At 66.4% G+C, this 24,432-nt stretch carries 25 protein-coding genes and 1 tRNA gene; 11 read left to right on the top strand and 15 right to left on the bottom strand.

Annotated features, from left to right (window positions below; translation table 11 throughout):
- Window positions 1-21 precede the first annotated feature (21 nt).
- A complete protein-coding gene (locus tag Q368_RS0107815) occupies window positions 22-1,524 on the bottom strand; it encodes a hypothetical protein (RefSeq protein ID WP_029458531.1) in 1,503 nt (500 codons plus the stop codon).
- A gap of 226 nt (window positions 1,525-1,750) precedes the next feature.
- On the opposite strand from Q368_RS0107815, the gene Q368_RS0107810 reads away from it, so the two are divergent.
- Entirely contained in the window at window positions 1,751-2,704 is a 954-nt protein-coding gene (locus Q368_RS0107810) for a serine/threonine protein kinase (protein WP_029458532.1), read from the top strand.
- A gap of 22 nt (window positions 2,705-2,726) precedes the next feature.
- Window positions 2,727-3,215: a universal stress protein gene (locus Q368_RS0107805; RefSeq protein ID WP_029458533.1), complete on the top strand. Its 489-nt coding sequence runs from the start codon at window positions 2,727-2,729 to the stop codon at window positions 3,213-3,215.
- A gap of 22 nt (window positions 3,216-3,237) precedes the next feature.
- Here the strand turns inward: Q368_RS0107805 and pdxA are convergent, their stop codons facing one another.
- The 5 genes from pdxA to Q368_RS0107785 form a co-directional block, all read right to left on the bottom strand.
- Window positions 3,238-4,266, bottom strand: a complete 1,029-nt coding sequence (pdxA, locus tag Q368_RS0107800; RefSeq protein WP_029458534.1) for a 4-hydroxythreonine-4-phosphate dehydrogenase PdxA — start codon at window positions 4,264-4,266, stop codon at window positions 3,238-3,240.
- Between the two features lie 138 nt (window positions 4,267-4,404).
- Window positions 4,405-6,336, bottom strand: a complete 1,932-nt coding sequence (gene glgB / locus Q368_RS0107795) for a 1,4-alpha-glucan branching protein GlgB (RefSeq protein ID WP_029458535.1) — start codon at window positions 6,334-6,336, stop codon at window positions 4,405-4,407.
- A gap of 26 nt (window positions 6,337-6,362) precedes the next feature.
- On the bottom strand, window positions 6,363-6,485 hold the full coding sequence (locus Q368_RS27270) for a hypothetical protein (protein ID WP_281174618.1): 123 nt from the start codon (window positions 6,483-6,485) through the stop codon (window positions 6,363-6,365).
- Window positions 6,486-6,585: 100 nt separating this feature from the next.
- The gene (gene glgA, locus Q368_RS0107790) at window positions 6,586-8,043 is read right to left on the bottom strand and encodes a glycogen synthase GlgA (protein WP_029458536.1); all 1,458 of its coding nucleotides are present in this window, start codon (window positions 8,041-8,043) and stop codon (window positions 6,586-6,588) included.
- Window positions 8,044-8,190: 147 nt separating this feature from the next.
- A complete protein-coding gene (locus Q368_RS0107785) occupies window positions 8,191-8,649 on the bottom strand; it encodes an NUDIX domain-containing protein (protein ID WP_029458537.1) in 459 nt (152 codons plus the stop codon).
- 127 nt (window positions 8,650-8,776) lie between these two features.
- Between Q368_RS0107785 and Q368_RS0107780 the strand changes: the two genes are divergently transcribed.
- Window positions 8,777-9,706 (top strand): glycosyltransferase family 9 protein, encoded by a 930-nt coding sequence (locus Q368_RS0107780; RefSeq protein WP_029458538.1) that lies wholly within the window; start codon window positions 8,777-8,779, stop codon window positions 9,704-9,706.
- Here Q368_RS0107780 and Q368_RS0107775 read toward each other — a convergent pair.
- Window positions 9,671-10,309 carry an L-threonylcarbamoyladenylate synthase gene (locus Q368_RS0107775; protein WP_029458539.1) on the bottom strand — a complete coding sequence of 213 codons (639 nt, stop codon included), beginning with the start codon at window positions 10,307-10,309 and terminating at the stop codon, window positions 9,671-9,673. The genes Q368_RS0107780 and Q368_RS0107775 overlap by 36 nt on opposite strands.
- A 161-nt stretch (window positions 10,310-10,470) precedes the next feature.
- Between Q368_RS0107775 and Q368_RS0107770 the strand changes: the two genes are divergently transcribed.
- Window positions 10,471-12,195 (top strand): glycosyltransferase family 2 protein, encoded by a 1,725-nt coding sequence (locus Q368_RS0107770; protein ID WP_052360070.1) that lies wholly within the window; start codon window positions 10,471-10,473, stop codon window positions 12,193-12,195.
- A gap of 374 nt (window positions 12,196-12,569) precedes the next feature.
- Here the strand turns inward: Q368_RS0107770 and Q368_RS0107765 are convergent, their stop codons facing one another.
- The 4 genes from Q368_RS0107765 to Q368_RS0107750 form a co-directional block, all read right to left on the bottom strand.
- Entirely contained in the window at window positions 12,570-13,310 is a 741-nt protein-coding gene (locus Q368_RS0107765; protein ID WP_029458541.1) for an amino acid ABC transporter ATP-binding protein, read from the bottom strand.
- Window positions 13,297-14,106: an amino acid ABC transporter permease gene (locus Q368_RS0107760; protein WP_029458543.1), complete on the bottom strand. Its 810-nt coding sequence runs from the start codon at window positions 14,104-14,106 to the stop codon at window positions 13,297-13,299. Before Q368_RS0107760 ends, Q368_RS0107765 begins: the two co-directional genes overlap by 14 nt.
- Window positions 14,107-14,175: 69 nt before the next feature.
- A complete protein-coding gene (locus Q368_RS0107755) occupies window positions 14,176-14,916 on the bottom strand; it encodes a basic amino acid ABC transporter substrate-binding protein (RefSeq protein ID WP_029458544.1) in 741 nt (246 codons plus the stop codon).
- A 139-nt stretch (window positions 14,917-15,055) separates the two neighbouring features.
- Window positions 15,056-16,183, bottom strand: a complete 1,128-nt coding sequence (locus tag Q368_RS0107750) for a pyridoxal phosphate-dependent aminotransferase (RefSeq protein WP_029458545.1) — start codon at window positions 16,181-16,183, stop codon at window positions 15,056-15,058.
- Between the two features lie 61 nt (window positions 16,184-16,244).
- Here Q368_RS0107750 and Q368_RS0107745 point away from each other — a divergent pair, with 61 nt between their 5' ends.
- The 3 genes from Q368_RS0107745 (at window position 16,245) to Q368_RS0107735 (ending at window position 18,287) form a co-directional block, all read left to right on the top strand.
- Entirely contained in the window at window positions 16,245-16,487 is a 243-nt protein-coding gene (locus Q368_RS0107745) for a DUF2905 family protein (RefSeq protein WP_029458546.1), read from the top strand.
- 65 nt (window positions 16,488-16,552) lie between these two features.
- The gene (locus tag Q368_RS0107740; RefSeq protein ID WP_052360071.1) at window positions 16,553-17,671 is read left to right on the top strand and encodes an AI-2E family transporter; all 1,119 of its coding nucleotides are present in this window, start codon (window positions 16,553-16,555) and stop codon (window positions 17,669-17,671) included.
- Window positions 17,672-17,675: 4 nt separating this feature from the next.
- Complete coding sequence (locus Q368_RS0107735) at window positions 17,676-18,287, top strand: tetratricopeptide repeat protein (RefSeq protein ID WP_052360072.1); 612 nt, start codon at window positions 17,676-17,678, stop codon at window positions 18,285-18,287.
- 29 nt (window positions 18,288-18,316) lie between these two features.
- Here Q368_RS0107735 and Q368_RS0107730 read toward each other — a convergent pair whose 3' ends face one another.
- Both Q368_RS0107730 and Q368_RS0107725 read right to left on the bottom strand, forming a co-directional pair.
- Window positions 18,317-18,787: a tRNA (cytidine(34)-2'-O)-methyltransferase gene (locus Q368_RS0107730; protein WP_029458552.1), complete on the bottom strand. Its 471-nt coding sequence runs from the start codon at window positions 18,785-18,787 to the stop codon at window positions 18,317-18,319.
- The gene (locus Q368_RS0107725; RefSeq protein ID WP_029458553.1) at window positions 18,784-19,188 is read right to left on the bottom strand and encodes a PaaI family thioesterase; all 405 of its coding nucleotides are present in this window, start codon (window positions 19,186-19,188) and stop codon (window positions 18,784-18,786) included. Before Q368_RS0107725 ends, Q368_RS0107730 begins: the two co-directional genes overlap by 4 nt.
- A gap of 118 nt (window positions 19,189-19,306) precedes the next feature.
- Here Q368_RS0107725 and Q368_RS0107720 point away from each other — a divergent pair, with 118 nt between their 5' ends.
- Entirely contained in the window at window positions 19,307-19,639 is a 333-nt protein-coding gene (locus tag Q368_RS0107720; RefSeq protein ID WP_029458555.1) for a hypothetical protein, read from the top strand.
- A 62-nt stretch (window positions 19,640-19,701) separates the two neighbouring features.
- Here the strand turns inward: Q368_RS0107720 and Q368_RS0107715 are convergent.
- A tRNA-Val gene (locus Q368_RS0107715) sits at window positions 19,702-19,777 on the bottom strand.
- Between the two features lie 121 nt (window positions 19,778-19,898).
- Between Q368_RS0107715 and rfbB the strand changes: the two genes are divergently transcribed.
- Together rfbB and rfbD are read left to right on the top strand one after the other, a co-directional pair.
- Window positions 19,899-20,918, top strand: a complete 1,020-nt coding sequence (gene rfbB, locus Q368_RS0107710) for a dTDP-glucose 4,6-dehydratase (RefSeq protein ID WP_029458557.1) — start codon at window positions 19,899-19,901, stop codon at window positions 20,916-20,918.
- A complete protein-coding gene (rfbD, locus tag Q368_RS0107705; RefSeq protein ID WP_029458559.1) occupies window positions 20,915-21,805 on the top strand; it encodes a dTDP-4-dehydrorhamnose reductase in 891 nt (296 codons plus the stop codon). Before rfbB ends, rfbD begins: the two co-directional genes overlap by 4 nt.
- Here the strand turns inward: rfbD and Q368_RS0107700 are convergent.
- On the bottom strand, window positions 21,772-23,262 hold the full coding sequence (locus Q368_RS0107700) for a hybrid sensor histidine kinase/response regulator (protein WP_029458561.1): 1,491 nt from the start codon (window positions 23,260-23,262) through the stop codon (window positions 21,772-21,774). The two genes, rfbD and Q368_RS0107700, sit on opposite strands and share 34 nt — an antisense overlap.
- A gap of 132 nt (window positions 23,263-23,394) precedes the next feature.
- Between Q368_RS0107700 and Q368_RS0107695 the strand changes: the two genes are divergently transcribed.
- Complete coding sequence (locus Q368_RS0107695) at window positions 23,395-24,408, top strand: glycosyltransferase family 2 protein (protein ID WP_029458562.1); 1,014 nt, start codon at window positions 23,395-23,397, stop codon at window positions 24,406-24,408.
- Window positions 24,409-24,432 lie beyond the last annotated feature (24 nt).

The raw sequence follows: 24,432 nt of genomic DNA, 5'->3' as shown, positions 1-24,432 counted from the left end.
TCTTTTTGCCGCTCTAATCGCTCAAGATGCGGCTGGCGTTTTTCTATAAAACACGCTGTAGCCCTCGTTACCGAACGCCTCCTCCCAATCCGGCAGGCAGCGCATGTTCTCCCAGGCCTTCTCCGATTTTTTGAGCACCACGATGTCCGCGCCGTATTTGTCGAGGAATGCGCCGGTATCGCTTTTGCCGTTTACGAAAGCGAAATAGGCGTCGGTATAGGCGTCGTCGTAGACCGTCTCGTAGCGGCCATCCATGCCGATTTTAAACGACGGCGGCAGCTCCCACAGCAAATACTCGCCCCAGGCGAACTGCGGCATGATCCGGCCCGCGCACTTCGTAGCCAGGATGTGGCGCAGGCCGTCCACAGGATAATACATGAATCCGGCTCCCGGGTCGTGGGCGGCAATGTCCGTAACCACGATGCGCGCAATGCCCCGCCGCCAAAGCGCAGCCCCCTGCCACACGCCATAGCCCAGGGCCGCCAGGGCCAGACACGACAAAACCGCACGGCGAAACGGCGCAAGCCGCACGGCCAGCCGCGCCGCATACGCATCCAGATAGGCCGGCACATACAAGACGATGGCCAGGCACAGATAGGTCAGCATGCGCACGGACTTGGCCGCGGCGAAAAGGAACCCGAACAGCATGAGCAGCGAAACCGCCTCGCGCCTGCCCTTGCCCAGCATCGCGGCGGCCACGACGATAAGCGTCAGCGTCGCGAAAAAGACGCCGAAGCCCGGATTGCCCCGGACGAAATGAAAAATGCTTTGCCACTCCAGGATGTCCGGCCGGGAATGGCCCCAGGCGTAGAGGAAGAATTTCCACACCGCCGGCCCGTAGGGCGTGACGCACGAGGCGGCGAAACAGCCGAGCGTCACGGCGGCATAGCGCGCGGCAAGGCCCCGTTCGCCGTTTAAAAACGAACCCACGCCGTACGCGCCAAGCGCGAGAAACCCCACCGCCACCTCGCCGTGCAGATTGGCCCAGAAGGCGAACAAAGGAAGCAGCCACAACCCGTACGTGAACCGTTTGCGTCGGCACAACTCCAGCACCAGTACCGTGACGGCGAAGAACAGGTGGGAAAAGACCTTGGCCCGCACGGGACTCGCATTCATGGTGAAGACGGGCATGACGTAGAGGATGGCGCAGTACGCCGTGGCCTGCCGCCCGCCCCGGCGCACGGCCACGCGCACAAGGGGCGCAAGCGTCGCCAGGAGCGCGGCGTACTTGAGCCATTGCAGGAATTCGAGACCGAAATACGCCACGGCCTTGTAATAAAGCACCCCGAGCAGCCACTCGTGGTAGACCCAGGCGTCCTTGACGGGCGTGAAGGCAAAGACGTCCTTGTAGGGAAAGCCGCCCTCCCAGAAAAGCCGGCCAAAGGCGAGATAGCCCCAGAGGTCCGGGTCGGCGTTCATCCTGGCCGTGCGGGAAAGGAGGTACACGCCAAGCGCCGCCCACAGGACACACCAGAACGCCTTGCCCGTCCATCCGCCGCCGCCCCGCGCAGTCGTCGCCGCCATCGCCATCCCCTTTCGCGACCCGCTCCCGGACGCGCCTGCGTTCAATCCCGTCCGCTTCCCGGCAATCCGCCACACCGGGGCCGTTCAAACGCCTTGCCTTTTTCCGCGGCGCGGGACAAGCGCCCCTGCCCCCAACCGGCCGTCGGAGCGGGAATTCCCGGCCAGCCATTGCCCCTTATGCCGCTTTGGTGCATAGATACGAAAAAACGTACGCAACGAGGTCGCCTTGCCCCCATCCGCCCGCGCACTGCTCGCCCGTCTGGCCCCGGATTTTCCCGCCCGGCACGTGGGGGAAATCCATACCGACACCACGGAATTCATGCGCATCGGCCACGGCGACGTCATCGCCCTGGGCGAGCGCCATTTCCTGGTGCTGCGCGACGAAGCCGAGCGCCGTTTCGGCATGGAAGACCCGAAATTCTGGGTCAAACGCTGCCGCGACCTGGAAACAGGGGAACGCCGCCTCGTCAAGCTCGTGTTCCACGAATCCTTTCCCATGACCATCGGATCCATGGTCGTCACCTGCACGCGCAGCCCGCGCAAGGAATCGCGCATCCTCGACCTCGTGCGCGGCGACGACCGTTTCATGCAGGGCGAAACCATCCCCGATACGGCGGGCAACCCCGTGCGCATCCTCGACGTGGTGCCGGGCAAGCGGCTGGACGAAAAAATCGAGGCCCTGGAAATGCCCCACCGGGACTATTTCTTCGAACTCTTCCCGGAGGTGCTCACGCACTTCATCGAGGCCTGCCAGGCCATCGCCTGGCTGCACGCGCACAACGAAAAGCACGGCGACGTCCGCCGCGACCATCTCTACGTGCGCTACGACTCCGGGACCTATACCTGGATCGATTTCGACTACACCTTCGATTTCCAGGACAGCCCGTTCGGCCTGGACCTCTTTGGCCTGGGCAACATCATCCAATTCCTCGTCGGCATGGGGCAGCACACCACGCAGTCCGTCTCGCCGGAAGTCCGCGCGCGCATCACGACGGAAGACTGCTCCATCATGTTTCCCAACCGCATCGTCAACCTGCGCAAGCTCTTCCCCTACGTGCCGGAAGCGCTCAACAACGTGCTGCTGCGCTTTTCCATGGCGGCCAACGTCTTTTACGACGCCACGCCCGACCTCATCCGCGACCTGGAACGGGCGCTCGACGCCGTGCGCGGCCAGCGCTGACCCCTCGCCAAACGGAGCGGCCATGAACACCGAAAAAATCCTGATCGCCTTCGACGGCTCGGAAAACTCCCGGCGCGCCGTGGCCTACACCGCGGCCATGACCGGCGTGGGGCCGCAACGCCATGTGACCGTGGCGGCCATCGAGCGGCCGCCGGACCGCGACCTGTTTCCCGACGACGCGTCCTGGAAGGAGGAATGCGCGCACCGCGTGACGCTCACCCACAAGGCCCTGGCCGACGCCCGCGACATGCTGCTCGCCGCGGGCCTCCCGCCCGCCTGGGTGGAGACGCGGTTCGTGGAAAGCTGCCGTTCGCCGCTACGCGAATCGCGCGAGTGCAGCATCGGCACGAGCATCGCCCTGGAAATCCTGCGCCTGGCCGACGAAGGCGACTACGGCACGGTGGTCGTCGGCCGCCGCGGCGTGTCCAAGCAGGAGGAATTCCTCTTCGGCAGCGTCTCGACCAAGATCATCCAGGCGGCCAAGGGCTTGGCCGTATGGGTCGTGGCCTGACGTATTTTTGAGGTGGCGCGGCCTAGGCCGCGCCACCCGTCATCTGTCGCGCCAGGCGCAACGCCGCCCGCAGGCTGCCGGTATCCGCCTGTCCCGTGCCGACGAGCGCGAAGGCCGTGCCGTGGCCGACGGAGGTGCGCACGAAGGGCAGGCCCAGGGTGACGTTCACCGTTTCGCGAAAGTGCAGCATCTTGAGCGGCGGCAGTCCCTGGTCGTGGTACATGGCCAGGATGGCGGAAAATTCGCCCCCCACCGCCCGGTGAAAGACCGTATCCGCCGGCAGCGGCCCCATGGCGCGTATCCCCTTGGCCACGGCGGCCGCCACGGCCGGGCGCACCACGGCCTCGTCCTCGCTCCCGAGCAACCCGCCCTCCCCGGCATGGGGATTGAGCCCGCACACGGCGATGGGCTTGTCCGTCAGGCCCAGGCGCTTCACGTAGTCCCAGGTGAGCGCCAGGCACAGCGCCACGCGGTCGTAGGTGACGAGCGACGGCACCCGGGCCAGGGGCGGATGCGTGGTGACGAGGCTGACCCGCAGCACCGGTCCGCACAGGTGCATGCACACCCCGGACGGCCCCACGCCCGAGCGTTCGGCCAAAAACTCCGTATGCCCCGGAAAGGCGAAACCGGCTGCGTTGAGCGCCGCCTTGGAGAGCGGCCCCGTGACGAGGCCCCAGTCGGGATGACGGGCGAGGATCGCCGTGGCGTATTCCAGGGATTCGCCGGCGGCGAGCCCTCCGGCCGGGGTTTCCTTGCCGGGCGTGACCGGCAGCCCGTCCAGGCGCGGCGGCGTCAGCAGATAGACGCCGGGCGGCGAGGCCGCCAGGGCGTCGGGGTTGTCGGCGGGAAGCGGCGTCCAGAACCTGGGCAGGGAAAGGCGCTCGCAGTGGGCGACAAGGGCCGCTTCGGGGCCGATGAGCCCAAGGCGCAACGACGCGCGGCATTGGGGTTCCTCCGAAAGAAGGCGGCAGACCAGTTCCGGGCCGATGCCGTTGGCGTCGCCGAGGGTCAGGAGCAAAGGGGGAGCGGGAGGAGCGGCGATTGGAGTCATGGAATACTGCTTTTGTTGCGCTAATGCTGGTTAATACGAAAAAGAAAGCCTGTCCTTTGAGCGGTGGTCAGTCGGCCCGGGCGGGCTTTGGGCGCGGCGGGAGGCGTATTCTTCAAATATGCGCCTCCCAGCGCTTCCCTATTCCGGCGTAAACGCGACGGCGGCGAGCGGGGGCAGGGTCAGGGACAGGTAATGGGGCCAGCCGCCGACGGTGGCGGGTTTGGCCATGACGCCTCCGCCGTTGCCGCTGTCCGTGCCGCCGAAGAACGCCGAATCGGAATTGAAGATTTCCTTCCAGAATCCGGGGACGCGGCAGCCCACGGTATAGTCTTCGCGGATGATGGGCGTGAAGTTGAAGGCCCAGAGAATTTGCGAGCCATCCGGGGCCTTGCGCAGGAAGGTGATGACGGAGGAAGCGTAATCCGAGAGATCGACCCACTCGAAGCCGGTCCAGTCGTTGTCGCGGACGTGCATGGCCGGGAAGGCCTTGTGCAGGGCGTTGAGCGAGCGCACGAGGGACATGGCGCCCTGGTGGGGCGGAAATTCCGTCAGCACCCAGTCGAGGGGCTCATGGGAATTCCACTCCTTCCACTGGCCGAACTCGCAGCCCATGAAGACGAGTTTTTTGCCGGGGTGCGCCCACATGTAGGAGAGGAAAAGGCGCAGGTTGGCCATCTGCTGCCACTGGTCGCCCGGCATCTTGGAGATGAGCGCGCCCTTGCCGTGGGTGACCTCGTCGTGTGAAAGCGGCAGGACGAAGTTCTCATGGAAGGCGTAGAGCATGGAAAAGGTGAGCTGATTCTGGTGGTAGGAACGAAACACCGGATCCTTGGTGAAATAGTCCAGGGTGTCGTTCATCCAGCCCATGTTCCACTTGAAGGTGAACCCGAGGCCCCCGGTGTAGACCGGGCGGGAGACGCCGGCCCAGGAGGTGGATTCCTCGGCGATCATGGCCGCGCCGGGGAAATGCTCGTGCACCACGACGTTGAGGTCGCGCAGGAAGTCGATGGCGTCGATGTTTTCCTTGCCGCCGTACTTGTTGGGAATCCACTCCCCTTCATTGCGCGAGTAGTCGAGGTAGAGCATGCTGGCCACGGCGTCGATGCGGATGCCGTCGATGTGGAATTCCTTGAACCAGTAGAGGGCGTTGGCGAGGAGGAAGTTGCGCACCTCGTGGCGGCCGTAGTTGAAAACGTAGGTGCCCCAGTCGGGGTGTTCGCCCTGGCGCGGGTCTTCGTGCTCGAAGAGCCCGGTGCCGTCGAAGCGGCCCAGGCACCAGGAGTCCTTGGGGAAATGCCCGGGCACCCAATCGAGGATGACGCCGATGCCGGCCTGGTGGCAGGCGTCGATCAGGAAGCGCAGGTCCTCGGGCGTGCCGAAGCGCGAGGTCGGGGCGAAATAATGCCCGGTCTGGTAGCCCCAGGACTCGTCCAGGGGATGCTCGGCCAGGGGCATGAATTCGATGTGGGTGAAACCCAGGTCCCTGACGTAGGGCACGAGCTGCTCGGCCATGTCGCGGTAGGTATAAAACGAGCCGTAATCCTTGGTCTTCCAGCGCCAGGAACCGGCATGGACCTCGTAGACGGAAACGGCGTCGTCAAGCGGAAGATCGTGCGCCCGGCGCGCGTCCATCCAGGCTGCGTCGTTCCACTGGTAGGCGTCGAGGCTCCAGGCGCAGGCAGCCACGCCCGGCCGCATCTCGGCGAAAAAGGCGAACGGGTCGGTCTTTTCCACCGTATTGCCGTCTTTTTGCACCACGGAGAACTTGTAGAGCGCGCCCTGGGCGATGCCCGGAACGTATCCGGCCCAGATGCCCGACGCGGCCACGGGATAGAGCTTGTGCAGCTCCGGCGTCCAGCCGTTGAAGTCGCCGACCACGGAAACGCCTTTGGCGTTGGGGGCCCAGACCGCGAAGCGGTAGCCCGGGCCTTCGGGGCCGTCATGGGGATGCGCGCCGAGCACGCGGTAGAGGTCCCAGTGCTGGCCCTGGCCGAAGAGGTAGATGTCAAGTTCGCCGATGTCCACGGGCAGGCATGGCGTTTGGGGCTTTTTGAGGGCGGTCGCTGACATGACGGACTCCTTTGTGGTCGCCTCGATCACTGCCGGTAAGGCAAGGCGGCGACGATTCCGGGCCGGTTGTGCGACAAGAGCGCCGCAAGCGGCCGCAGGTCGCCAACACGGGCCATGCGGGTCGGCGTGCGGCGGTCCGGGAGCCTCATGTCGCGTCCTCGAAGAAGGCTTCCGCTTTTTCGAGGACAAAAGTTTCGAACACTTCTTCTTCGCTAAGAAAGACTACCCTATTTTTTAAGGGACACAACACTAGATGTCCGCGCCAAGCTCCCGGTAGAGGCTGATGTAGTTCTTGGCCGCCTTTTCCCAGGAATAATCCGCGCGCATGGCGCGCCGGACCATGCCGCGCCAGGCTTCCGGTTGCCGCCACATCTCCAGGGCGTCAAGGATGGCCCGGAAGAACAGCTCGGGATCGGGCTCGCGGAAGGTGAATCCCGTGGCCTCGGGGTCGGGCCAGGAGACGATGGTGTCGCGCAGCCCGCCAACGGCCGTGGCCACGGGCGGCGTGCCGAAACGCAGGGCGTACATCTGCGTGAGCCCGCAGGGCTCGTAGCGCGAGGGCATGAGGAAGATGTCCGACCCGGCCTGGATGCGGTGGGCAAGGTCCTCGGTGTAGCCGATGCGCACCACGAGGCGGCCGGGGTAGTTTTCCATCATGTCGAGGAGCACGGCCTCGTAGTCCAGGCTGCCTTCGCCGAGGACCACCACGGCCACGTCCTGTTCCATGAGCCTCGGCATGATGTCGATGAGCAGATCGACGCCCTTCTGGTCGCGGATGCGGCCGATGAAGCCGAGGATGGGCCGCTTGAAGAAACGGCGGTCGAGGCCGAGTTCGGCCACGAGGTTGCGCCGGCAGAGGTCCTTGCCGGACAGGTCGTCGGCGCTGTAGGCGCTCGGCAGGTAGCGGTCGTTGATGGGGTCCCAAACGGTGTAGTCCGCGCCGTTTAAAATGCCGCGCAGCTGCGCCGAGCGCTTGGACAGAATGCCCTCCAGGCCGCAGCCGAACTGGGGATAGAGGATCTCCAAGGCGTAGGTGGGGCTCACCGTGGTGACGATGTCGGAATAGGCGATGCCGGCCTTGAGCAGGTTGAAATCGCCCCAGAATTCGGCCCCGTCCATGTTCCAGGCCTCGCGCGGCAGCCCGGAATCCCAGAAGAGCCGCGAAGCGAACCGGCCCTGGAACGCCAGGTTGTGGATGGTCATGACGGTCTTGGTGTTGCGCCAAAACGGCGCTTCCGGGCGCAAAAAGCGCAGATAGGCCGGCACCAGCGCCGCCTGCCAGTCATGGGCGTGGACGATGGCCGGCGCGCCGTCCAGGCGGCTGGCCCAGGCCATGGTCGCCCGGCAGAAGAAGATGAAGCGCTCGCAGTTGTCGAAATAATCGCCGTCGTGGGTATTGTAATAGAAACGGCGGTCGAAGTATTCGCCGCGCTGCACGAAATACACCGGCACGTCGTCGCAGGTGGCGGTGTAGATGTCCGCCGTGATGGGGGCCCAGGGATAGCCGACGCGGCATTTGGAATAGATCAGCCGCAACTGGTGGTCGCTCGTGTTGAGCCGGCCGTAATACGGTGCGATCAAGGCGACATTGACGCCCTGCCGCTTGAGTTCTTTGGGCAACGCGCCCATGACGTCGCCAAGACCGCCGGTCTTGGAAAAAGGGTACATCTCCGAAGCGACAAAGAGGACCTTGTGATGGAACTTCATCGCGCTCCTCGGCCTGGCCGGTTGCGTTCTCGAGCCCGAAGCCGCCCGTTTCCCGTGACGGCGTGCGGCGTTGCCGCGCATGCGCGGACAAAGCGCCGCTTGCCCTCCGCCGCCCGAAACAGTAAGCACACCATGGCGGCAAACGGATCAGATTTTATACTTTCCAATTAACATCGCATAATCGTTGACAATGCGTTCGTGATCGAAGCAGAGGGGGCTGGGCCATTGGCCTATGGGGAAGACGTCGACTTCCTTGGCGTCGTCGCCGGCGGCCAGTTCGTCCGGGTCGAGGGCCTGGGCGATGTAGACCACGCTCATGGTGTGCTGCCGGGGATCGCGGGCGGGATCGGAATACACGCCCAAGAGTCCGGTCAACTCCACGGTGAGGCCCGTTTCCTCCTTGGCCTCCCGGATGGCGGCCTTCTCGGCGGGTTCGCCGTAATCCACGAAGCCCCCGGGCAAGGCCCAGCCGAAGGGTTCGTTGAGGCGTTTGACGAAGACCACGCCGCGCCCCGGAATATGGATGAGCGCGTCCACCGTGGGCACGGGATTGCGGTAGTGGACCACGGGCTGGCCGCAATGGGGGCAGGGTTTGGTAAGGGCCATGTGTCGTCGGCTCCCGGACGGGCCCAAGGCGTCGTCCCATCTTGCGGCCCGCCGGTCGGGCGCGCTGGGAAAGAGGCCTCAAGCGTTTATAAAAATACGTCTTTTCTTATCCGTGAGACTACGCGAAATGCAGCCCCCTGACAAGATCGTTTTGGAACATGCCGGAGCCCTTGGAGATTTTCTTCTGGCCTGGCCTTTTTTTCTTTCCGTTTCGCGCCATTTCCCGGCAGTCCCCGCCTGCTGGGCCGCGCCGCCGTCCCATGGCCGCTGGCTCGCCCCCCTGGCCGCGCCCTGTCCGCCGGAACTCCGCCGCGCCCTGGACGCGCGTTTCGCGGGCGACGCCTGGCCCAAGGAACTCGAAAACGCATGGGTTTTCCGGCCGGGGCTGGCCGCGCGGCCGGCGCTGCCTCCCTGGGAGGGGTTCCGCTTCGTCCCCGGCGTCGTGCCGGGGCGCGACGTTTCGCCCCTGGCCCTGTACCGCGAAGCCCTTGGCGGCTGGGGCATCCCCTTTGCGGAGGATTACCGGGAGGCGTTCCAGGGGTATTTCGGCGGGCATGCCCCGACGGGCGATGCGGCGCTCCTCTTTCCCGGGGCCGGGCACATGGACAAGGCCTGGCCGCTGGCCCTTTGGCAGCATCTGGCGCGGTTGTTACGGGAATATGGCGTGCGCCCCGTTTTCGTCATCGGCCCGGTCGAACGGGACCGGGGCCTCGTGCCGCAGGCAGGGGAAATCCTCGAACCGGAGGACCTCGAAGCGTTGTCAAAAGCCCTGCGCGGTTGCCGCTTCGTGGTCGGGCCGGACTGCGGCCCCATGCACCTCGCCGGCCTGCACGGCGTGCCGGGGGTGTCGCTTTTCGGCCCGACGTCGCCGCGACAGTGGGGACCGGCCGGCCTGGAGATCCTCCGCGCCAGCCTGCCCTGCGCGCCCTGCACGGCGGTGACGTCCGGAGAATTCGCCCCGGGCTGCGCCAGGCCCCTGCCCTGCATGGTGCGCATCGCGCCCGAGGACGTGCTCGCCCGCCTACGGCGCGCAGGGCTCGTACCCGGCCGCCCGTAACGCCGCAAGGGGCGTTGCGCCCTCGCGAAAAATCGCAAGCCGCCGCCCGCCGGCAAGCCCCGCCACGGTGGACGCCTGGCCGCCGCCGGGCGCCGGCCCCGCGGCGACCACGCCGTCCGCCGCCGCAACCACCGCGGGGTCGAGCGTTTCCAGCGTCGCCGCCGGCGGGAACCCGCTCACATTGGCGCTCGTGGCGACCACCGCTCCGCCCGCCAGACGGCACAAGGCCGCCGCCGCCGGATGCGGCGTAAAACGCAGCGAAACATAGCCCCGCGCGTCCTTGACCAGAACGGGCAAATCCTCCCGGCACGGCACGACGAGCGAAAGCGGTCCGGGCCAGAAGCGCGCGGCCAGCGCCTCGAAATCCGCGCCCAGCGGGCCGTCCAGGAACCCTTCGCGCAACACGCCCGCAAGCTGCCCCATCTCCCCCACGAGCAGCGGCAAGGGCTTGGTCGCCGGCCGGGCCTTGATCGCCACGACGCGCGCAAGCGCCGCCGCCTCGGTCGCCAGCGCGCCCAGGGCGAAAAACGTCTCGGTCGGGTAGACCACGCAGCCCCCGGCGCGAAGTGCCCGGGCCGCCGTGGAGAGGTCGATGTGGAGCATGGGTGAAAAATGCCTCCGGTGGCCAGGAGGGACGCTGTCCCTCCTGGACCTCCCGCATGGGGGAAATTCAACCACAAAGAGCGGCCGATGGACTTTTGGCCGGTGTTTCCGTAGTGCGGAAGGCAGCCTACCACCATCGCAACCAAGGGAAAAGGACCGCCATGCCGTCCGCGACCGGTTTCATGCCCCTGCCCGCCCTGCCCGTTCCCTCCCCGGAATTCTTGCCCGCCATCCTGGACGCCCTGCCCCTCTGGGCCCTGACGAGCGAGCAAAAGGAACTGCGCCTGTCCCTGTGCCGCATCCTCCTCGGCCAGGGCAACGCCGACTGCCTGGCCGCCGCACAGGGACTGCTTGCCCTGGCGTTTGCGGAAACCCCCTTCGACGCGGCAAACCTCGCCCTGCTCGAGGAGACACAGCGCAACCACCCCTTCCTGCCGTCCCGGGCCGCGGCCACGACACGTCTGGTCCGGGCGGCCATGCACCACGCGCCGACGGACATCCCCTTCGAACAGATCAGGGCCAGCGGCGACGCCGACCTCGTCGCGCGCTACCTGGAAGTGGCCGCCAAGGACAAAAGCCACGCCCTGGGCCGGCTCGCCCCGGCTTTCGGCAGCCTGTGCCGCCTGCCGGACGCAGGCCTCGCCGCGGCCCTTCTCGACGGCTTCGCCGGGAGCATCCCGCCCCCCCTTTTCGCCCGCCTCGCCGCCGAACTGGCCGTGCTGCGCCTGCCCCCGGAAACCGCCCTCGAAAAACTCGCCGCCCTCGACCCGGATGCCTGGGGCCTTTACGCCGCCATCGCCGCATCGCACTGCCTGGAACGCCTGGGGCGCAGGGGCGAAGCGCTCGCCGCCTGCCTCGGCGCGTGGCGCGCCCTGCCCCAGCACGGCAACCTGACGCTTCGCGCCTTCGCGCTGTCGCGCCCCCGGACCGCGCCGCCCGTCCCGCATCCCGGCGAAGCGGCCGTGTGCCTCTACTCCATGAACAAGGCTGAGCTGTTCCGGGAATGCCTCACCCACCTGGCCGCAACCGACCTCGGCGGCGCGCTCGTCGCGGCGCTCGACAACGGCTCCAGCGACCATACGGCCGACGTCCTGCGCGACGTGGCCCCGCTTTTCCCCGCAGGCCGCTTCCTGCACGTCGCCCTTCCCGTCAACATCGGCGCGCCCGGCGCGCGCAACTGGCTGCTCGCCCTGCCCGAAGTCGCCGCTTGCCGCAACGTCGCCTTCCTCGACGACGACGCCTTCCCCGAACCCGACTGGCTCGCCCGGCTCCTGCAAACCGGCCGCGACCACCCCGACGCCGGAGCCATCGGCTGCGCCATTGTGGACAAGGACGCGCCAAACGACCACCAGTCCGCCGACTTCAACCTCTTCCCGCCGCGGACAGGCGAACAAAGCCTGCCCGAAACCAACGAACGCCTCTTCGTCTGCGAACCCTGCCGGGGCGCGCCGGACCTCGGCCTCTACGCCTACTCCCGCCCCTGTCTGTCCGTTTCCGGCTGCTGCCACCTGCTGCCGCGCGCCTCCCTCGACGCCGTCGGCGGCTTCGACATCCGCTTCAACCCCACCCAGTTCGACGACCTCGACCGCGACATCCGCGCCTTCCTCGCCGACCGCCCCGCCGTCTATGACGGCACCGTCCGCGTCGCCCACAAACAGGGCTCGAGCCTCGCCATGGCGCAGAACATGGCGCAAGTCGCCCACATCATGGGCAACAAGATCAAACTCGAACACAAGGTTTCCGACGCCGACGCCGAGCGCCTCTGGCGCGGCAATTTGGAGTCGCTACGGGAGGATTTGAGGGGGAAGTACTCGGAAGTGCGGCGAATCAATGAGGGGATGGAGCAGGGAGAGAGTGCGAGAAGGAATGGAGGGATGAAGGGATGAAGATGCCTCCGGCAGCCAGGAGGGGGTGACCCCCTCCTGGACCTCCTCGATAGGGGATTGGGGAAGCGGGTGGAAGCGCGGTCGTGGGCGGGAGTGCGTCGGCTGAACGCCCTAGAAAAAAACTTAAGGAAAAATTTTAAAATGCGGCGCTTCGCCGCTGGCGCCCGTGGTCGCGGAAAGAGGGGCAACGTGCTGACCGGCGTTGCGGCCTTCGGGTTGCCCCTCTTTCCGCGACCACAGCCCCCGACGCACCGCCCACCGGCCGTCCTCCCACCCGCTTACCGTCTCCCCGCCCAGGGGGTCCTGGGGGGATGATCCCCCCAGGCCCGGAGGCATCTTCCTCCGATCCGACAGTCCTCCCGCACCGGCACCCGTTACAGAATCTGCTCCAGGAACTTCTGCGTGCGCGGGTGCTTGGGGCTGGTGAAAAACTCCGCGGGCGTGGCCACCTCGAGAATCTGCCCTTCGTCCATGAACACGATGCGGTCCGCCACTTCCCGGGCGAAGCCCATTTCGTGGGTGACGCAGACCATGGTCATGCCCTCGCGCGCCAGGCGCACCATGACGTCGAGGACCTCGCCGATCATCTCCGGGTCCAGCGCTGAGGTCGGCTCGTCGAAGAGCATGATTTTGGGGTTCATGGCCAGGGCCCGGGCGATGGCCACGCGTTGCTGCTGGCCGCCCGAGAGCTTGGCAGGAAAGACGTCGGCCTTTTCCAGGATGCCGACCTTGTCCAGGAGCTTGCGGGCCAGGGCGTCGGCCTCGTCCTTGGACATGCCCTTGAGCTTGATCGGCGCGAGGGTCACGTTTTGCAGCACGGTCTTGTGCGGGAAGAGGTTGAAGCTCTGGAAGACCATGCCCACTTCCATGCGCACTTTGTTGATGTCGATGGAGCGGTCGTCGAGATCGAAGCCGTCCACCACGATCTTGCCCCGGCTGATGTCCTCGAGCCGGTTGATCGTGCGCAGCAGCGTGGATTTGCCCGAGCCGCTCGGCCCGATGATGACGACCTTTTCGCCGGTGGCCACGTCGAGGCTGACATTGGTCAGCGCAGCCACCTCGTCGAAGAACTTGCTGACGTCCGTGATGCGGATGATGGGATTATCGTTTGACATGGTGGGACAGACGCTCCTCCATGATGCTGACGAGTTTGGACAGGATCAGGGTAATGATGAGGTAGATCACGGCGACCATGGTGAACGTCTCGAAGTACTCGAAGGATTCCGAGGCGTATTCCCGGCCGCGGCGCAGCAGGTCGGCCACGCCCAGGATGGACACCAGCGAGGTGTCCTTGAGCAGGGCGATGAATTCGTTGCCCACGGGAGGCAGGATGGTGCGCCAAGCCTGCGGCAGGATGACGTAATACATGGTCTGGGCGCGGTTGAACCCGAGCGAGCGCGCCGCCTCGGTCTGGCCCACGGGGATGGCGGTGATGCCGGCCCGGAAGACCTCGCCCATGTACGCGCCGTAGCACACGCTCATGGAGATGACCGCGGCGAGCAGGTCCGGCACGTGCACGACGCGGCCCAGGGCGTAGTAGATGTAGAAGAGCTGGACGAGCAGGGGCACGCCGCGCACGATCTCCACGTAGGTGGAGGCGACGAGGTTGATGTACTTGTTGCGGGAAATGCGGCCGAGTCCGGTGATGAGGCCGAACAGCAGGGCCAGGGCGATGGAGCAGACGGTGACCTGGAAGGTGACCAGGATGCCGTCGGGCACGAACTTGAAAATACGCAGGTAGGGGTCGGGCTTGAAATACAGCAGGCAGGCCAGGACGATCACGGCCCCGGCGAATGACAAGCGCCAAGCCGAAACGAGGCCCTTGTCGGAGGATTTGGGGATAGCCGCGCCGTCGCCGACGTCTATGACAATGTTGCCGTCATCGACAGGAGTCTTGCATTGCTTGGTCATGAGCCTGTTCCACGAAACGACGTCCGCCGGCCCGGGCCGGCGGACGTCATGAAGTCTTAGGGAGTGGCGCTATTTGCCGCCGCCGATCCACTTGGCAAGCAACTGCTTGTCGATGCCCTTTTCCTGCACGGCCTTGATGCCCTTGTTGATGAGCTCCAGGTCTTCCTTGTTCCCCTTCTGCAGCGCGATGCCGTAGTACTCGTCGCCGGCTTCGATGATGCACGCGATCTTGAGCGCGCCCTTGTACTTATCGTTTTGCAGGGCGTACTGCGCCGCGACCGGGTCGTCGCAGACCACGCCGTCGATGCGGCCGTTGTAGAGGTCTTCAAAGGCCAGGCCGACTTCGTCATACGACTTGTCCTTGACGCCCTCGGCCTTCTTGATGGCGAAGTGGCCGGTGGTGCTGATCTGCGCGCCAAGGGTCTTGCCCTTCATGTCGTCGATGCACTTGGCCGCGGACTTGACCGGAATGACCAGGGCCTGGCGCACCTTGAAATAGGGAGTGGAGAACTCCATGGTCTTTTTGCGTTCGTCCGTGATGGACACCGAGGAGCAGATGGCGTTGTACTTGCCGGCGGCCAGGCCCGCGAAGATGCCGTCCCAGGCCACGGCCTTGAACTCGGGGGTGAAGCCGGCTTCCTTGCCGGCGGCCTTCATGTAGTCGATGGCGTAGCCGGTGATCTGCTTGTCGGCGTTGACGAACTCCATGGGCGGCCAGGTGGCGTCCGTGGCGAAGATGATGGTTTTCGCCAGGGTGGGGGAGGCCGTCAAGGCGACGAGGGCCAGGGACAGGACGAGTTTTTTGACCACGGAAGACTCCTTTGTGGGTGTGCAAAAAAGTGTGGGGACAGCCCCCTTCGAGCCCGGGAAGCGTTCGCACTTTTGTGGCTGAAACGTCACAAAAATTCAAGGGCATCGGGGCGCAAATGCGCTTGCTCCGGCGAATTTCCTAAGCCCGCGCGGCATCCCAAAATTGGCAAAATTCGCCAAGCTTTTTCAGGTTTTCCGCAAAATCCGCCCGTCCGAAACCGATGCGGAACCGCTCCGGCCACTGCGCGCCGTAGAGCCTGCCCGGCAACAGCAGCAGCCCGGCCTCGTGAAGGGCGGCCCGGCAAAACGCGTCCGCGTCGCCGGAGACGAGGCCCGGAAAGGCGGTCAGGCCGCCGCGCGGCGGCACGAAATGGAACATGCCCGCGCGGGCGTGGAAAAAGTCCGCAAGCAGCGCGCGGTTGCGCCCGAGCAGCTCCCGCATGCGGCCAAGGATCGCCTCGCGCGCGCGAAGCGCGCATACGGCCAGGTACTCCGAGACCGCCGAGCCGCAGATGGAGAGGTAGTCCTTGATCGCGGCCATACGGGCGAGCTGCTCGCGGTCGCGGCAGGCCACCCAGCCGACGCGGAGCCCGGGCAGGCCGAAGGATTTGGACATGACGCCAAGGGAGACCGCGCGCTCGTCCAGGTCGCAGGCCGCAGGCAGCGGCGCGACCCCTTCGGCCTCGGAAAAACGGTAAACCTCGTCGGAAAACACCCTGGCCCCGTGTTCCCGGGCCATTTCGAGCATGGACGCGAACACCTCGGGCGCGGGCATGTATCCCGTGGGGTTGTGCGGGAAATTGAGCACCAGAGCCCTGCTTCGCCCCCCGAGCAGCGCCCCGAGTTCGGCCATGTCCGGGGCGAATCCCCAGGCCGGGTCGCACAGCCAGGCGGACGCATGCGCGCCAAGGCCCACGGCCACGTCGGTCAGGGACTGGTAGCAGGGCGTGGGCACGACGACGGCGTCACCCGGGGCGAGCGTGGCCGCCATGAAGGTGTAGATGGCTTCCTCGGCCCCGACATGAACCAGGACGTCGTCCGGGGAAATGGTTTCGTAGAGCCCGGCGATGGCCTCGCGCAGCTCGGGAGCGCCCCGGGAATCGGTGTAGCCCAGGCGCAGACGGGAAAGCCCGGCCTCGGCCCCGGGCACGAGCGCGAACAGGTCGGCCACGGACAAGGTCTCGCCGTCGGAGGCGCAAAGCAGCCGCGGCGCGGTGAATTCATGTTCGGCGAAAAAGCGTTCCAGGCGAAAAGGGGGGAGTTGCACGGCGATTGCCTTCCTTGTGCCTTGGGGATAGTGTTGCTCACGGGAAAAAGCGGGCATACCGATGAATTTTTCTCCCGGCAAGCTGCTTTTGTTCCGGGGGCTCGTATTGGCCTGCGCGGGCGCGCTCATGCTCCTGGCGGACCGCCCGGGGCTCTGGCGCGACCTGTGGCAACGCCTGCCGCCGGGACGTCTTCCCAGCGACGTGCGCATCGAACGCGAAGGATTTTCGGTTTGCATTCCCTGGGTCACATGCCTCGTCATCAGCATCGTCCTGTCCTTGCGGGCCTCCTGGTTCCGGAAATGACGCCCCGTATCCGTCACCGCGCCGACATTGTCGCCCCGCGCGAATTGTGCTAGCCCTGCCCTCCTATGCCATTCGACATCTCCCAGGCGCTTCGCACCAACAAGACCCTCGCCATCTGGGCCGCCTTTTTCGGCCTGGTCTGGCTCATCAATTATTACGGCCTGTTCGGACTGGTTTTCATCACCTACATCCTCTGCTTTCTCTTCAGCGGCCCCATCGAGGCCCTGGCGAGACGTACGAAGCTCCCCCGCACGCTGTGGGCCGTGGTGATCTACCTCGTCTTCGTGGCCCTGGTGCTGCTGCTCGTGTCCTCGGTGTTGCCCAAGCTCGGGGCCGAATCCTCCTCCTTCCTCAAGAAACTGCCCGACACCCTGGAAACCCTGCGCAAGCACCTCGACCAATGGGCCTGGCTCGCGCCGGACATGGCAGCGCCCATCTCCAAGGTGAAGGATTACCTCACCCTGGAAGCCCTGGTCGGCGTCAAGACCGAGACGCTTTTCACCCTGGCCGTCAACTCGCTCAACCAGATCTCCATCTACGTCTCCACGTTTCTCCTGGGCACGCTGTTCAGCTTCCTCATCATGCTCGACTTGCCCAACCTGCGCGCCAAGACCATCGCGCTTCGCGACTCGCGCCTGCGCGACATCTACGACGTCACCGCCCGCAGCGTGGTGCGCTTCGCCGTGGTCGTGGGCATGGGCTTTCGGGCGCAGATGATGATCGCCGGCGTCAATACCGTGTTCACGGCCGTGGGCATGTACCTCCTCGGCATCGAACCCGTCATCCTGCTGTCCACGGTGGTCTTTTTCTGCGGGCTCATCCCCGTGCTCGGCACCTTCATCTCCTCGGCGCCCATCGTGCTCGTCGCGGTCAACACCACCGGCCCCGGGCATGCGTTGTGGGCCATCGTCATGATCATCATCGTGCACACCATCGAAACCTACGTGCTCAATCCCCGCATCGTGGCCGCCATGTTCAAGATCAGCCCCCTGGTCACCCTCATGATCCTCTACGTCGGCCACAAACTCTTCGGCCTGTGGGGCATGGTCCTCGGCGTGCCGGTTTCCGTGTTCCTCTACCGCCATGTCATCCTCGGCAACGACTTCCACCTGTGCCGACCCGGCGAATCGATGACGGACTGCCTGCGGCGCGATCCGCAACCCACAGACGCAACAAAGGAATGAGGTTTTGGGACGCGCAGTGCATCTTGTCGCGGCCGTGCTGACGGCCACGTGCCTTCTCGTTGCGCCGCACGCGGCGCAGGCCGGCCTGGAGGAAGGGGTCAAAGCCTACCGCGAAGGCGATTACGCCAGGGCCCTGGAGGAATTCCTGCCCGTGGCCGCCGCCGGGGACGCCACCGTGCAAAACCAGGTGGCCGCCATGTACTATACCGGCCAGGGAACGCCCCAGGAATTCGCCAAGGCGGCGGAGTGGTTCAAGAAATCCGCTTCTCTCGGCAACGCCGACGGCCAGTACTGCCTGGGCAAGCTCTACTACTACGGCCAGGGCGTGCCCCAGAACTTCGGCGACGCCGCCAAACTGCTCACCGACGCCGGCCTCGCCGGCAAGGGCGGCGCGCAATACCTTCTCGCCACGCTCTACCTCTACGGCAAGGGCGTCTCCAAAAACACCGTCAAAGCCTACTTCTGGTCCATCCTGGCCGTCGCCGCGCCGGACCTGCCCGCCGAAGACAAAACCGCCGCCACCTCCCTGCGCGACCAGATCGAAGCCATGCTCGCCCCGCGCCAGGTCGAATCGATCCAGACCATGGCCAGGAACTGGTCGCCGCGCCGCAAGTGACGCGGAGCGGCACCGGGAGGCGGAAGTTCTTATTTTCCGTCCAGTTCACCCACGTGGCGCAGGGCCGCGTAGAGCACGACGGAGGCGGCGTTGGCGAGGTTGAGGCTGCGCACCTGCCCCCATATGGGGATGCGCACGAGGGCGTGGGCCGCCTCCAGCAGGTGTTCGGGCAGTCCCCTGCTCTCCGTGCCGAAGACAAGCGCGTCGTCGCGGCCGTACTCCAATTGGTGGTAGGACGCGGCCGCATGCCCCCGGTTGCCGGCGGTTGCGGCCACGACGCGGGAGCCTTGCCGTGCCGCCCTGAAGTCGGCGAAGGACTCCCACACCGTCAGGTTCACGTGGGGCCAGTAGTCGAGCCCGGCGCGCTTGAGGTAGCGGTCCTCCAGGGAAAAACCCAGGGGTTTGACGAGGTGCAGGGGCGTTTTGGTCGCGGCGCAAAGCCGGGCAACGCTGCCCGTGTTCTGGGGAATCTCGGGCTCGTAGAGCACGACTTCGATCACGCAGTCTCCCGGGTGTAGGGCATATCCTTGCGGTAGACCGTGCCCTGGAACGCGGCCACGGCTTCGCCGGCGTCGTTGGTGATGGTGATGGCGTAGGTCCCCATCTTGCCGCCGAGCGACACCTCGCGGGCCTCGGCGAAAAGCGTCTTGCCCTTGCCGGCCTTGACGTAGGAAATGGAGGCGGCCACGGCCAGGCTCAGCTTGCCGTGGGAGTTGGCGGCCACGGCGAAGGCCAGGTCGGCCAGGGTGAAGACGGCCCCGCCATGGGCGATGCCGGCGCCATTTTTGAGCTGGTCCGTCAGATCCATGGCCGTCTTGGCGTAGCCCGGCCCGGCTTCGAGGAGGCGGATGCCGAGCAGGCCGGCAAAGGCGTCGCGGTCGAGAAACCACTGCATGTCCATGGCGATTCCTTTTTTTGCACAGGGGGAGAAACCCGGGGAGAAAACTCCCGGCGGCAGGATTTGTCAAGCCGGCGGATTGTCGGTATGGCCAAGAGCATCCCAGCTCACGGGGAACGCCATGCGAAAACGCCTCTGCCTCGCTTTTCTGCTTTGCGGCGTGCTGCTGTCCCTTGCCGGCGGCACCGCTGCCCTGGCTGCGCCGCAGGGTCCAGCCGACCTCAACCGCTCCATCGAGACCGCGCGCAAGACCATTGCCGACTACGAACGCATCCTCGGTGCTTACGACGTGGAGATGCGGGCCACTGTGGCCAACGACCCGGCCTCGGCGCGCCGCCGCGAGGAGATCCGCATCCTCAAACAGCACTACGTGCGCGAGATCGAGACGCTCAAGGCGAAAATCGTAAACGACTACCGGCAGATCCAGGAGTACCGCGCGCGTGGTGTCCAGTGAGGGAAGCAGGAACCGCCAAATGAAAACGCCCCGCCTGAGCGGAGCGTTTTTTTTGGGGTCGGTGGTGGGCGATCGGGGATTTGAACCCCGGACTTCCACCGTGTGAAGATGGCACTCTAACCGCTGAGTTAATCGCCCGTCGAAGAATGTATGTGGACCGACCTGTTTTGGCAAGACTTTTTTGAGGCAAACGGGTAAAAAGATGTCCGTTGGCCCGAACGGCAAACGTAACCACCCAGACTAAAAGGAAAATATACTGATGCGACTGCTCGTGACCGGCGGATGCGGCTTCATCGGCTCCAACTTCATCCGCGACATGCTGGCCCGCCACGACGACCTGACCATCGTCAACCTCGACGCCCTGACCTACGCCGGCAACCGCCAGAGCCTGGCCGACGTCGAGGCCGCCTACACCGGCCGCTACGTCTTTGTCCGGGGCGACATCGGCAACGCCGAACTGGCGCATTACCTGTTCGCCGCCCACGGCATCGAGGCCGTGGTCAACTTCGCGGCCGAAACCCATGTGGACCGCTCCATCAGCGACGCCGCGCCGTTTATCGCCACCAACGTGGCCGGCACGCAGACCCTGCTCGACGCGGCCCGCTCAGGCGGCGTGCGCCGCTTCGTCCACGTCTCCACCGACGAGGTCTACGGCACGCTCGGGCCGGAAGGGAAATTTCGCGAGGACACGCCGCTGGCCCCCAACAGCCCCTACTCGGCCAGCAAGGCCGGGGCCGACATGCTCGTGCGCGCCGCCTACGAAACCTACGGCTACGACACGGTCATCACCCGCTGCTCCAACAACTACGGCCCCTACCAGTTCCCGGAAAAGCTCATCCCCCTCATGTTCTCCCGGGCCGCGGCCGACGAGCCCCTGCCCGTCTACGGCGACGGCCTGAACGTGCGCGACTGGATCTTCGTCACGGACCACTGCCGCGGCGTGGAGCTGGCCCTGCTCAAGGGCAAGGCCGGCGAAGTCTACAACTTCGGCGGTGACGCGGAAAAACCCAACATCGAGGTCGTGCGCACGCTTCTGGCCGCCCTCGGCAAGCCCGAAAGCCTCATCCGCTTCGTGACCGACCGCCCCGGCCACGACCGCCGCTACGCCATGGACTTCACCAAGGCCGCCCGCGAACTGGGCTTCGCCCCGTCCTACGACTTCGCGCGCGGGATCGCCGAAACCGTGCAGTGGTACCGCGACAACGGCGCATGGCTCGAGAGCGTCAAGTCCGGGGCCTACCGCCAGTTCATGGACAGCTGGTACGGAGCGCGGGCATGACCGCCGCCAGCGCCGAAAAAGGCCGCGCCATCGTCCTTGGCGGCAAGACCGGGCTGCTCGGCCGCCCACTGACCGCCGCCCTCCTCGCCTCGGGGTTCGCGGTCTCGCCCACCACGCGCGGCGAACTCGACCCCTTCGACGCCGCCGCCGTGGCGCGCGCCATCGAGGCTTTTGGCGCAACGCACCTGTTCAACACCGTGGCCTACACCGCCGTGGACGCGGCCGAGGACGACGCGGACGAAGCCTACCGCCTCAACCGCGACCTGCCGGGGCTGCTCGCCCGGGCCTGCGACGCGGCCAAGGTCATGTTCGTGCATTACAGCACGGATTTCGTCTTTGGCGGCGACGCGGACAAGCCGTATACGGAAGAAGACCCGACCGACCCGCGCTCGGTCTACGGCGCGAGCAAGCTGGCCGGGGAAAAGGCGATCCTGGAGGCCGGGGCGCTCAAGTACCAGATCCTGCGCACGGCCTGGCTGTTCGGACCGGGAAAGAAGAACTTCGTGGACACCATCCTGAACCTCGCCCGGACGCGGGAGGAACTCAAGGTGGTGTCCGATCAGGTCGGCTCGCCCACCTGCACCCTAGATCTGGCCGGCTGGTCGGCGGACCTCGCCGCGACCGGAAAGACCGGCGTCTTCCACGCCGTGGGCTCGGGCCGCGCCAACTGGTGCGAGCTGGCCGCCGAAGCCGTGATCGCGGCCGGCATCCACTGCCGGGTGCTGCCCATCCCCTCCGCGGCGTATCCGCAGAAAGCCTGGCGGCCGCGCTATTCGGTGCTGTCGAACGCCAAACTGGCCGAAGCCATCGGCCGCACGCCCAGACCTTGGGTGCAAAGTCTACGGGAATACGTCTATTCGCAGGCGCAGGCGCACACCAGCGACTGATCGGGGCTGGCGGGCAGGGCGAAGCAGAACGCGGCGCCCTGCCCGGGCTCGCTTTCCACCCAGATGCGCCCGCCGTGGGCCACGGCGATGCCTTCGGCGATGGCAAGCCCCAGGCCCAGGCTTTTCTCCCCGGCGGTGGGCCGGGCGGAGAGGCGCTCGAAGGGCTTGAAAAGGCGCACGCGCTCTTCGGGCAGGATGCCCGGCCCCTGGTCCCGCACCCGCACCACGGCTTCGTTGCCGAGCAGACGCAGGTCCACCCGGACCTGCGAGCGGGGCGGCGAAAACTTCACGGCGTTGGACAGCAGATTGTCGAGCAGTCTGGCGAGCAGGTCGGGGTCGAAGGGCAGGGGCGGAATCTGCTCCACCTCGGTCCCGATGGTGATGCCCTTGCCCGAGGCCGTGGCCTCGGCCAGGCGCACACGCTCCATGACGATGCCGTCCAGGCAGGCGATGGTCAGCGCCGGTTCCAGGCGGCCCGTCTCCAGGCGCGTGAGGTCCTGCATGTTGGAGGCCAGCGAGCACAGCCGCCGGCCGGCCTGGCTGATGACCGCCGCCATCTCGCGCACCTCGCCGCCGACCTGGCCGCAGATGCCGTCGAGGATCAGGTTGGCCGCGCCCACGATGCCGCCGGCCGGGCTCTTGAGGTCGTGGGCGAGCATGGACAGAAACATGCGGCGCAGCCTTTCCAGGCGCTTGATCTCGAGCATGCGCTCCACGGCCTCGACGCCGTGCAGCACGCGGCAATAGAGTTCCTCGCGCTCGAAGGGCTTGTGCAGGTAATCGTCGCCGCCGTTTTTGAGAAATTCCGCCGAAATGGACCGGGGCGCCTTGCCCGAGACGCCGATGAGGCAGACTTCGCGGTTGCGAAAGCCCCGCCGGATGGCCCGCGTCAACTCCACGCCGTTGGTGCCCGGCATGTCGTAGTCCATGATGACGGCGGCGATATCCGGGCGCTGCCCGAGGATGCGCAGGGCCATGTCCGCGCCGGCAGCGGTGTGGACGCGGAACTGGTAGCGCCGCAGCAGGCCGCGCAGATGCCGGCGCATGAAGGCGGAATCCTCCACGATCAGGATGCGGCAGTGGCGGTTCTTGAGCAGCCGGCAGGCGAACTGCGCCACGCGTTCCGGCTCCTCCGGATCGGCCACCACGAAGTCGATGGCGTCGAGGGCTTCGGCTTGTTCGCGCAGTTGCGGGGAGTAGAGACTGCCGGCCGCCAGCCAGGGGACCTTCGCGGCGGCGGCGGCGGCGGCAAGGCGTGACACCACCTCGCCCGGCAGGTCCATGTCCACCACGCACAGCGCGCCGGCGGTCCCGGAGGCTCCGGTCAGAAGCGCCATCACGGCTTCGGGGTCGCCGGAGCGGACGGCGCCGGGAAGGGGGGAGCCGCCGCACTGCCGGACGAGCGCGGCAGCCAGGGCGGCATTGTCCGAAGCAAGGATGATGCGCGGGTCAGACATGGTGATACGGCGTCTCCCCTCTGGGATGGCAATCAAGTAACAGAGCCGGCCAGCCGTGGCAATGCTCAAACCGTTCCACTGCCGCAACGGCGCGGACTTGCCGCAACCCGCGTCCCCCGTTAGAATACCGTCATGATTTCCGTGGTCATGCCGGTCCGAAACGCCGCCGCCACGCTCCCCGCCGCCCTGGAAAGCCTTTTCGCCCAGACCGCGTCCGACTTCGAGATCGTGGCTGTCGACGACGGCTCCGACGACAGCGGCGCGACCCGGGCCGTTCTCGAAGCATACGCCGCCCGGGATGCGCGGCTGCGTGTCCTCGCCAGGGACCGCGGCGGCATCGTGGCCGCCTTAAACACCGGCCTTGCCGCCGCGCGCGGGCGCTACATCGCCCGGATGGACGCCGACGACGTCTGCCGCCCCGAGCGTCTGGCGCGCCAGGCCGCCGCCCTCGACGCCCATCCCGAAATCGGACTGGTTTCCTGCCTGGCCGCCTTTGGCGGCGATCCCGGCAAGGCCCGGGGCTACCGCGCTCACCTCGACTGGGCCAACAGCCTGCGCGATCCCGAGGCGATACGCTTCGGCATCTTCCGGGAATCACCCCTGCCCCATCCCTCGGTGATGTTCCGGGCCGATCTGCCGGCCCGCCACGGCGGCTACCGCCAGGGCCCTTTTCCCGAGGACTACGAGCTGTGGCTGCGCTGGCTCGACGCTGGCGTGGCCATGACCAAGGTGCCCCAACCCCTGCTCGTCTGGAACGATCCACCGGGACGACTTTCGCGCACCGACGCGCGCTACGACACGGAGGCCTTTTTCCGGGTCAAGGCCGGCTACCTGGCCCGGCTGCTCGCCCGCATCAACCCCCACCACCCGAACGTCCTCGTGGCCGGGGCCGGCCGCATCACGCGCCGCCGCGCCGCGCACCTGCTCGACCACGGCGTCGCCATCTCCGCCTGGCTCGACATCGACCCGCGCAAGGTGCACTGCGTCGTCGGCGGCCGGCCGGTGCTGCCCCTGGCCGAGACGCCGCCGCCGAGCGACTGCTTCGTCCTGCCCTACGTGGCCAGCCGCGGCGCCGTGGAATCCCTTTCCGGCTTCCTGGAGCGCCGCGGATTCAGACTGGGCCGATCCTATTTGTCCGCTGCTTGAACAGGTCCTTTTCACGCAAGATGC

The sequence above is a fragment of the Solidesulfovibrio alcoholivorans DSM 5433 genome, assembly GCF_000702665.1.
Classification (GTDB): domain Bacteria; phylum Desulfobacterota; class Desulfovibrionia; order Desulfovibrionales; family Desulfovibrionaceae; genus Solidesulfovibrio; species Solidesulfovibrio alcoholivorans.
The sequence above is the reverse complement of the archived record's forward strand: the minus strand, read 5'-3'. Positions and strand labels throughout refer to the sequence as shown.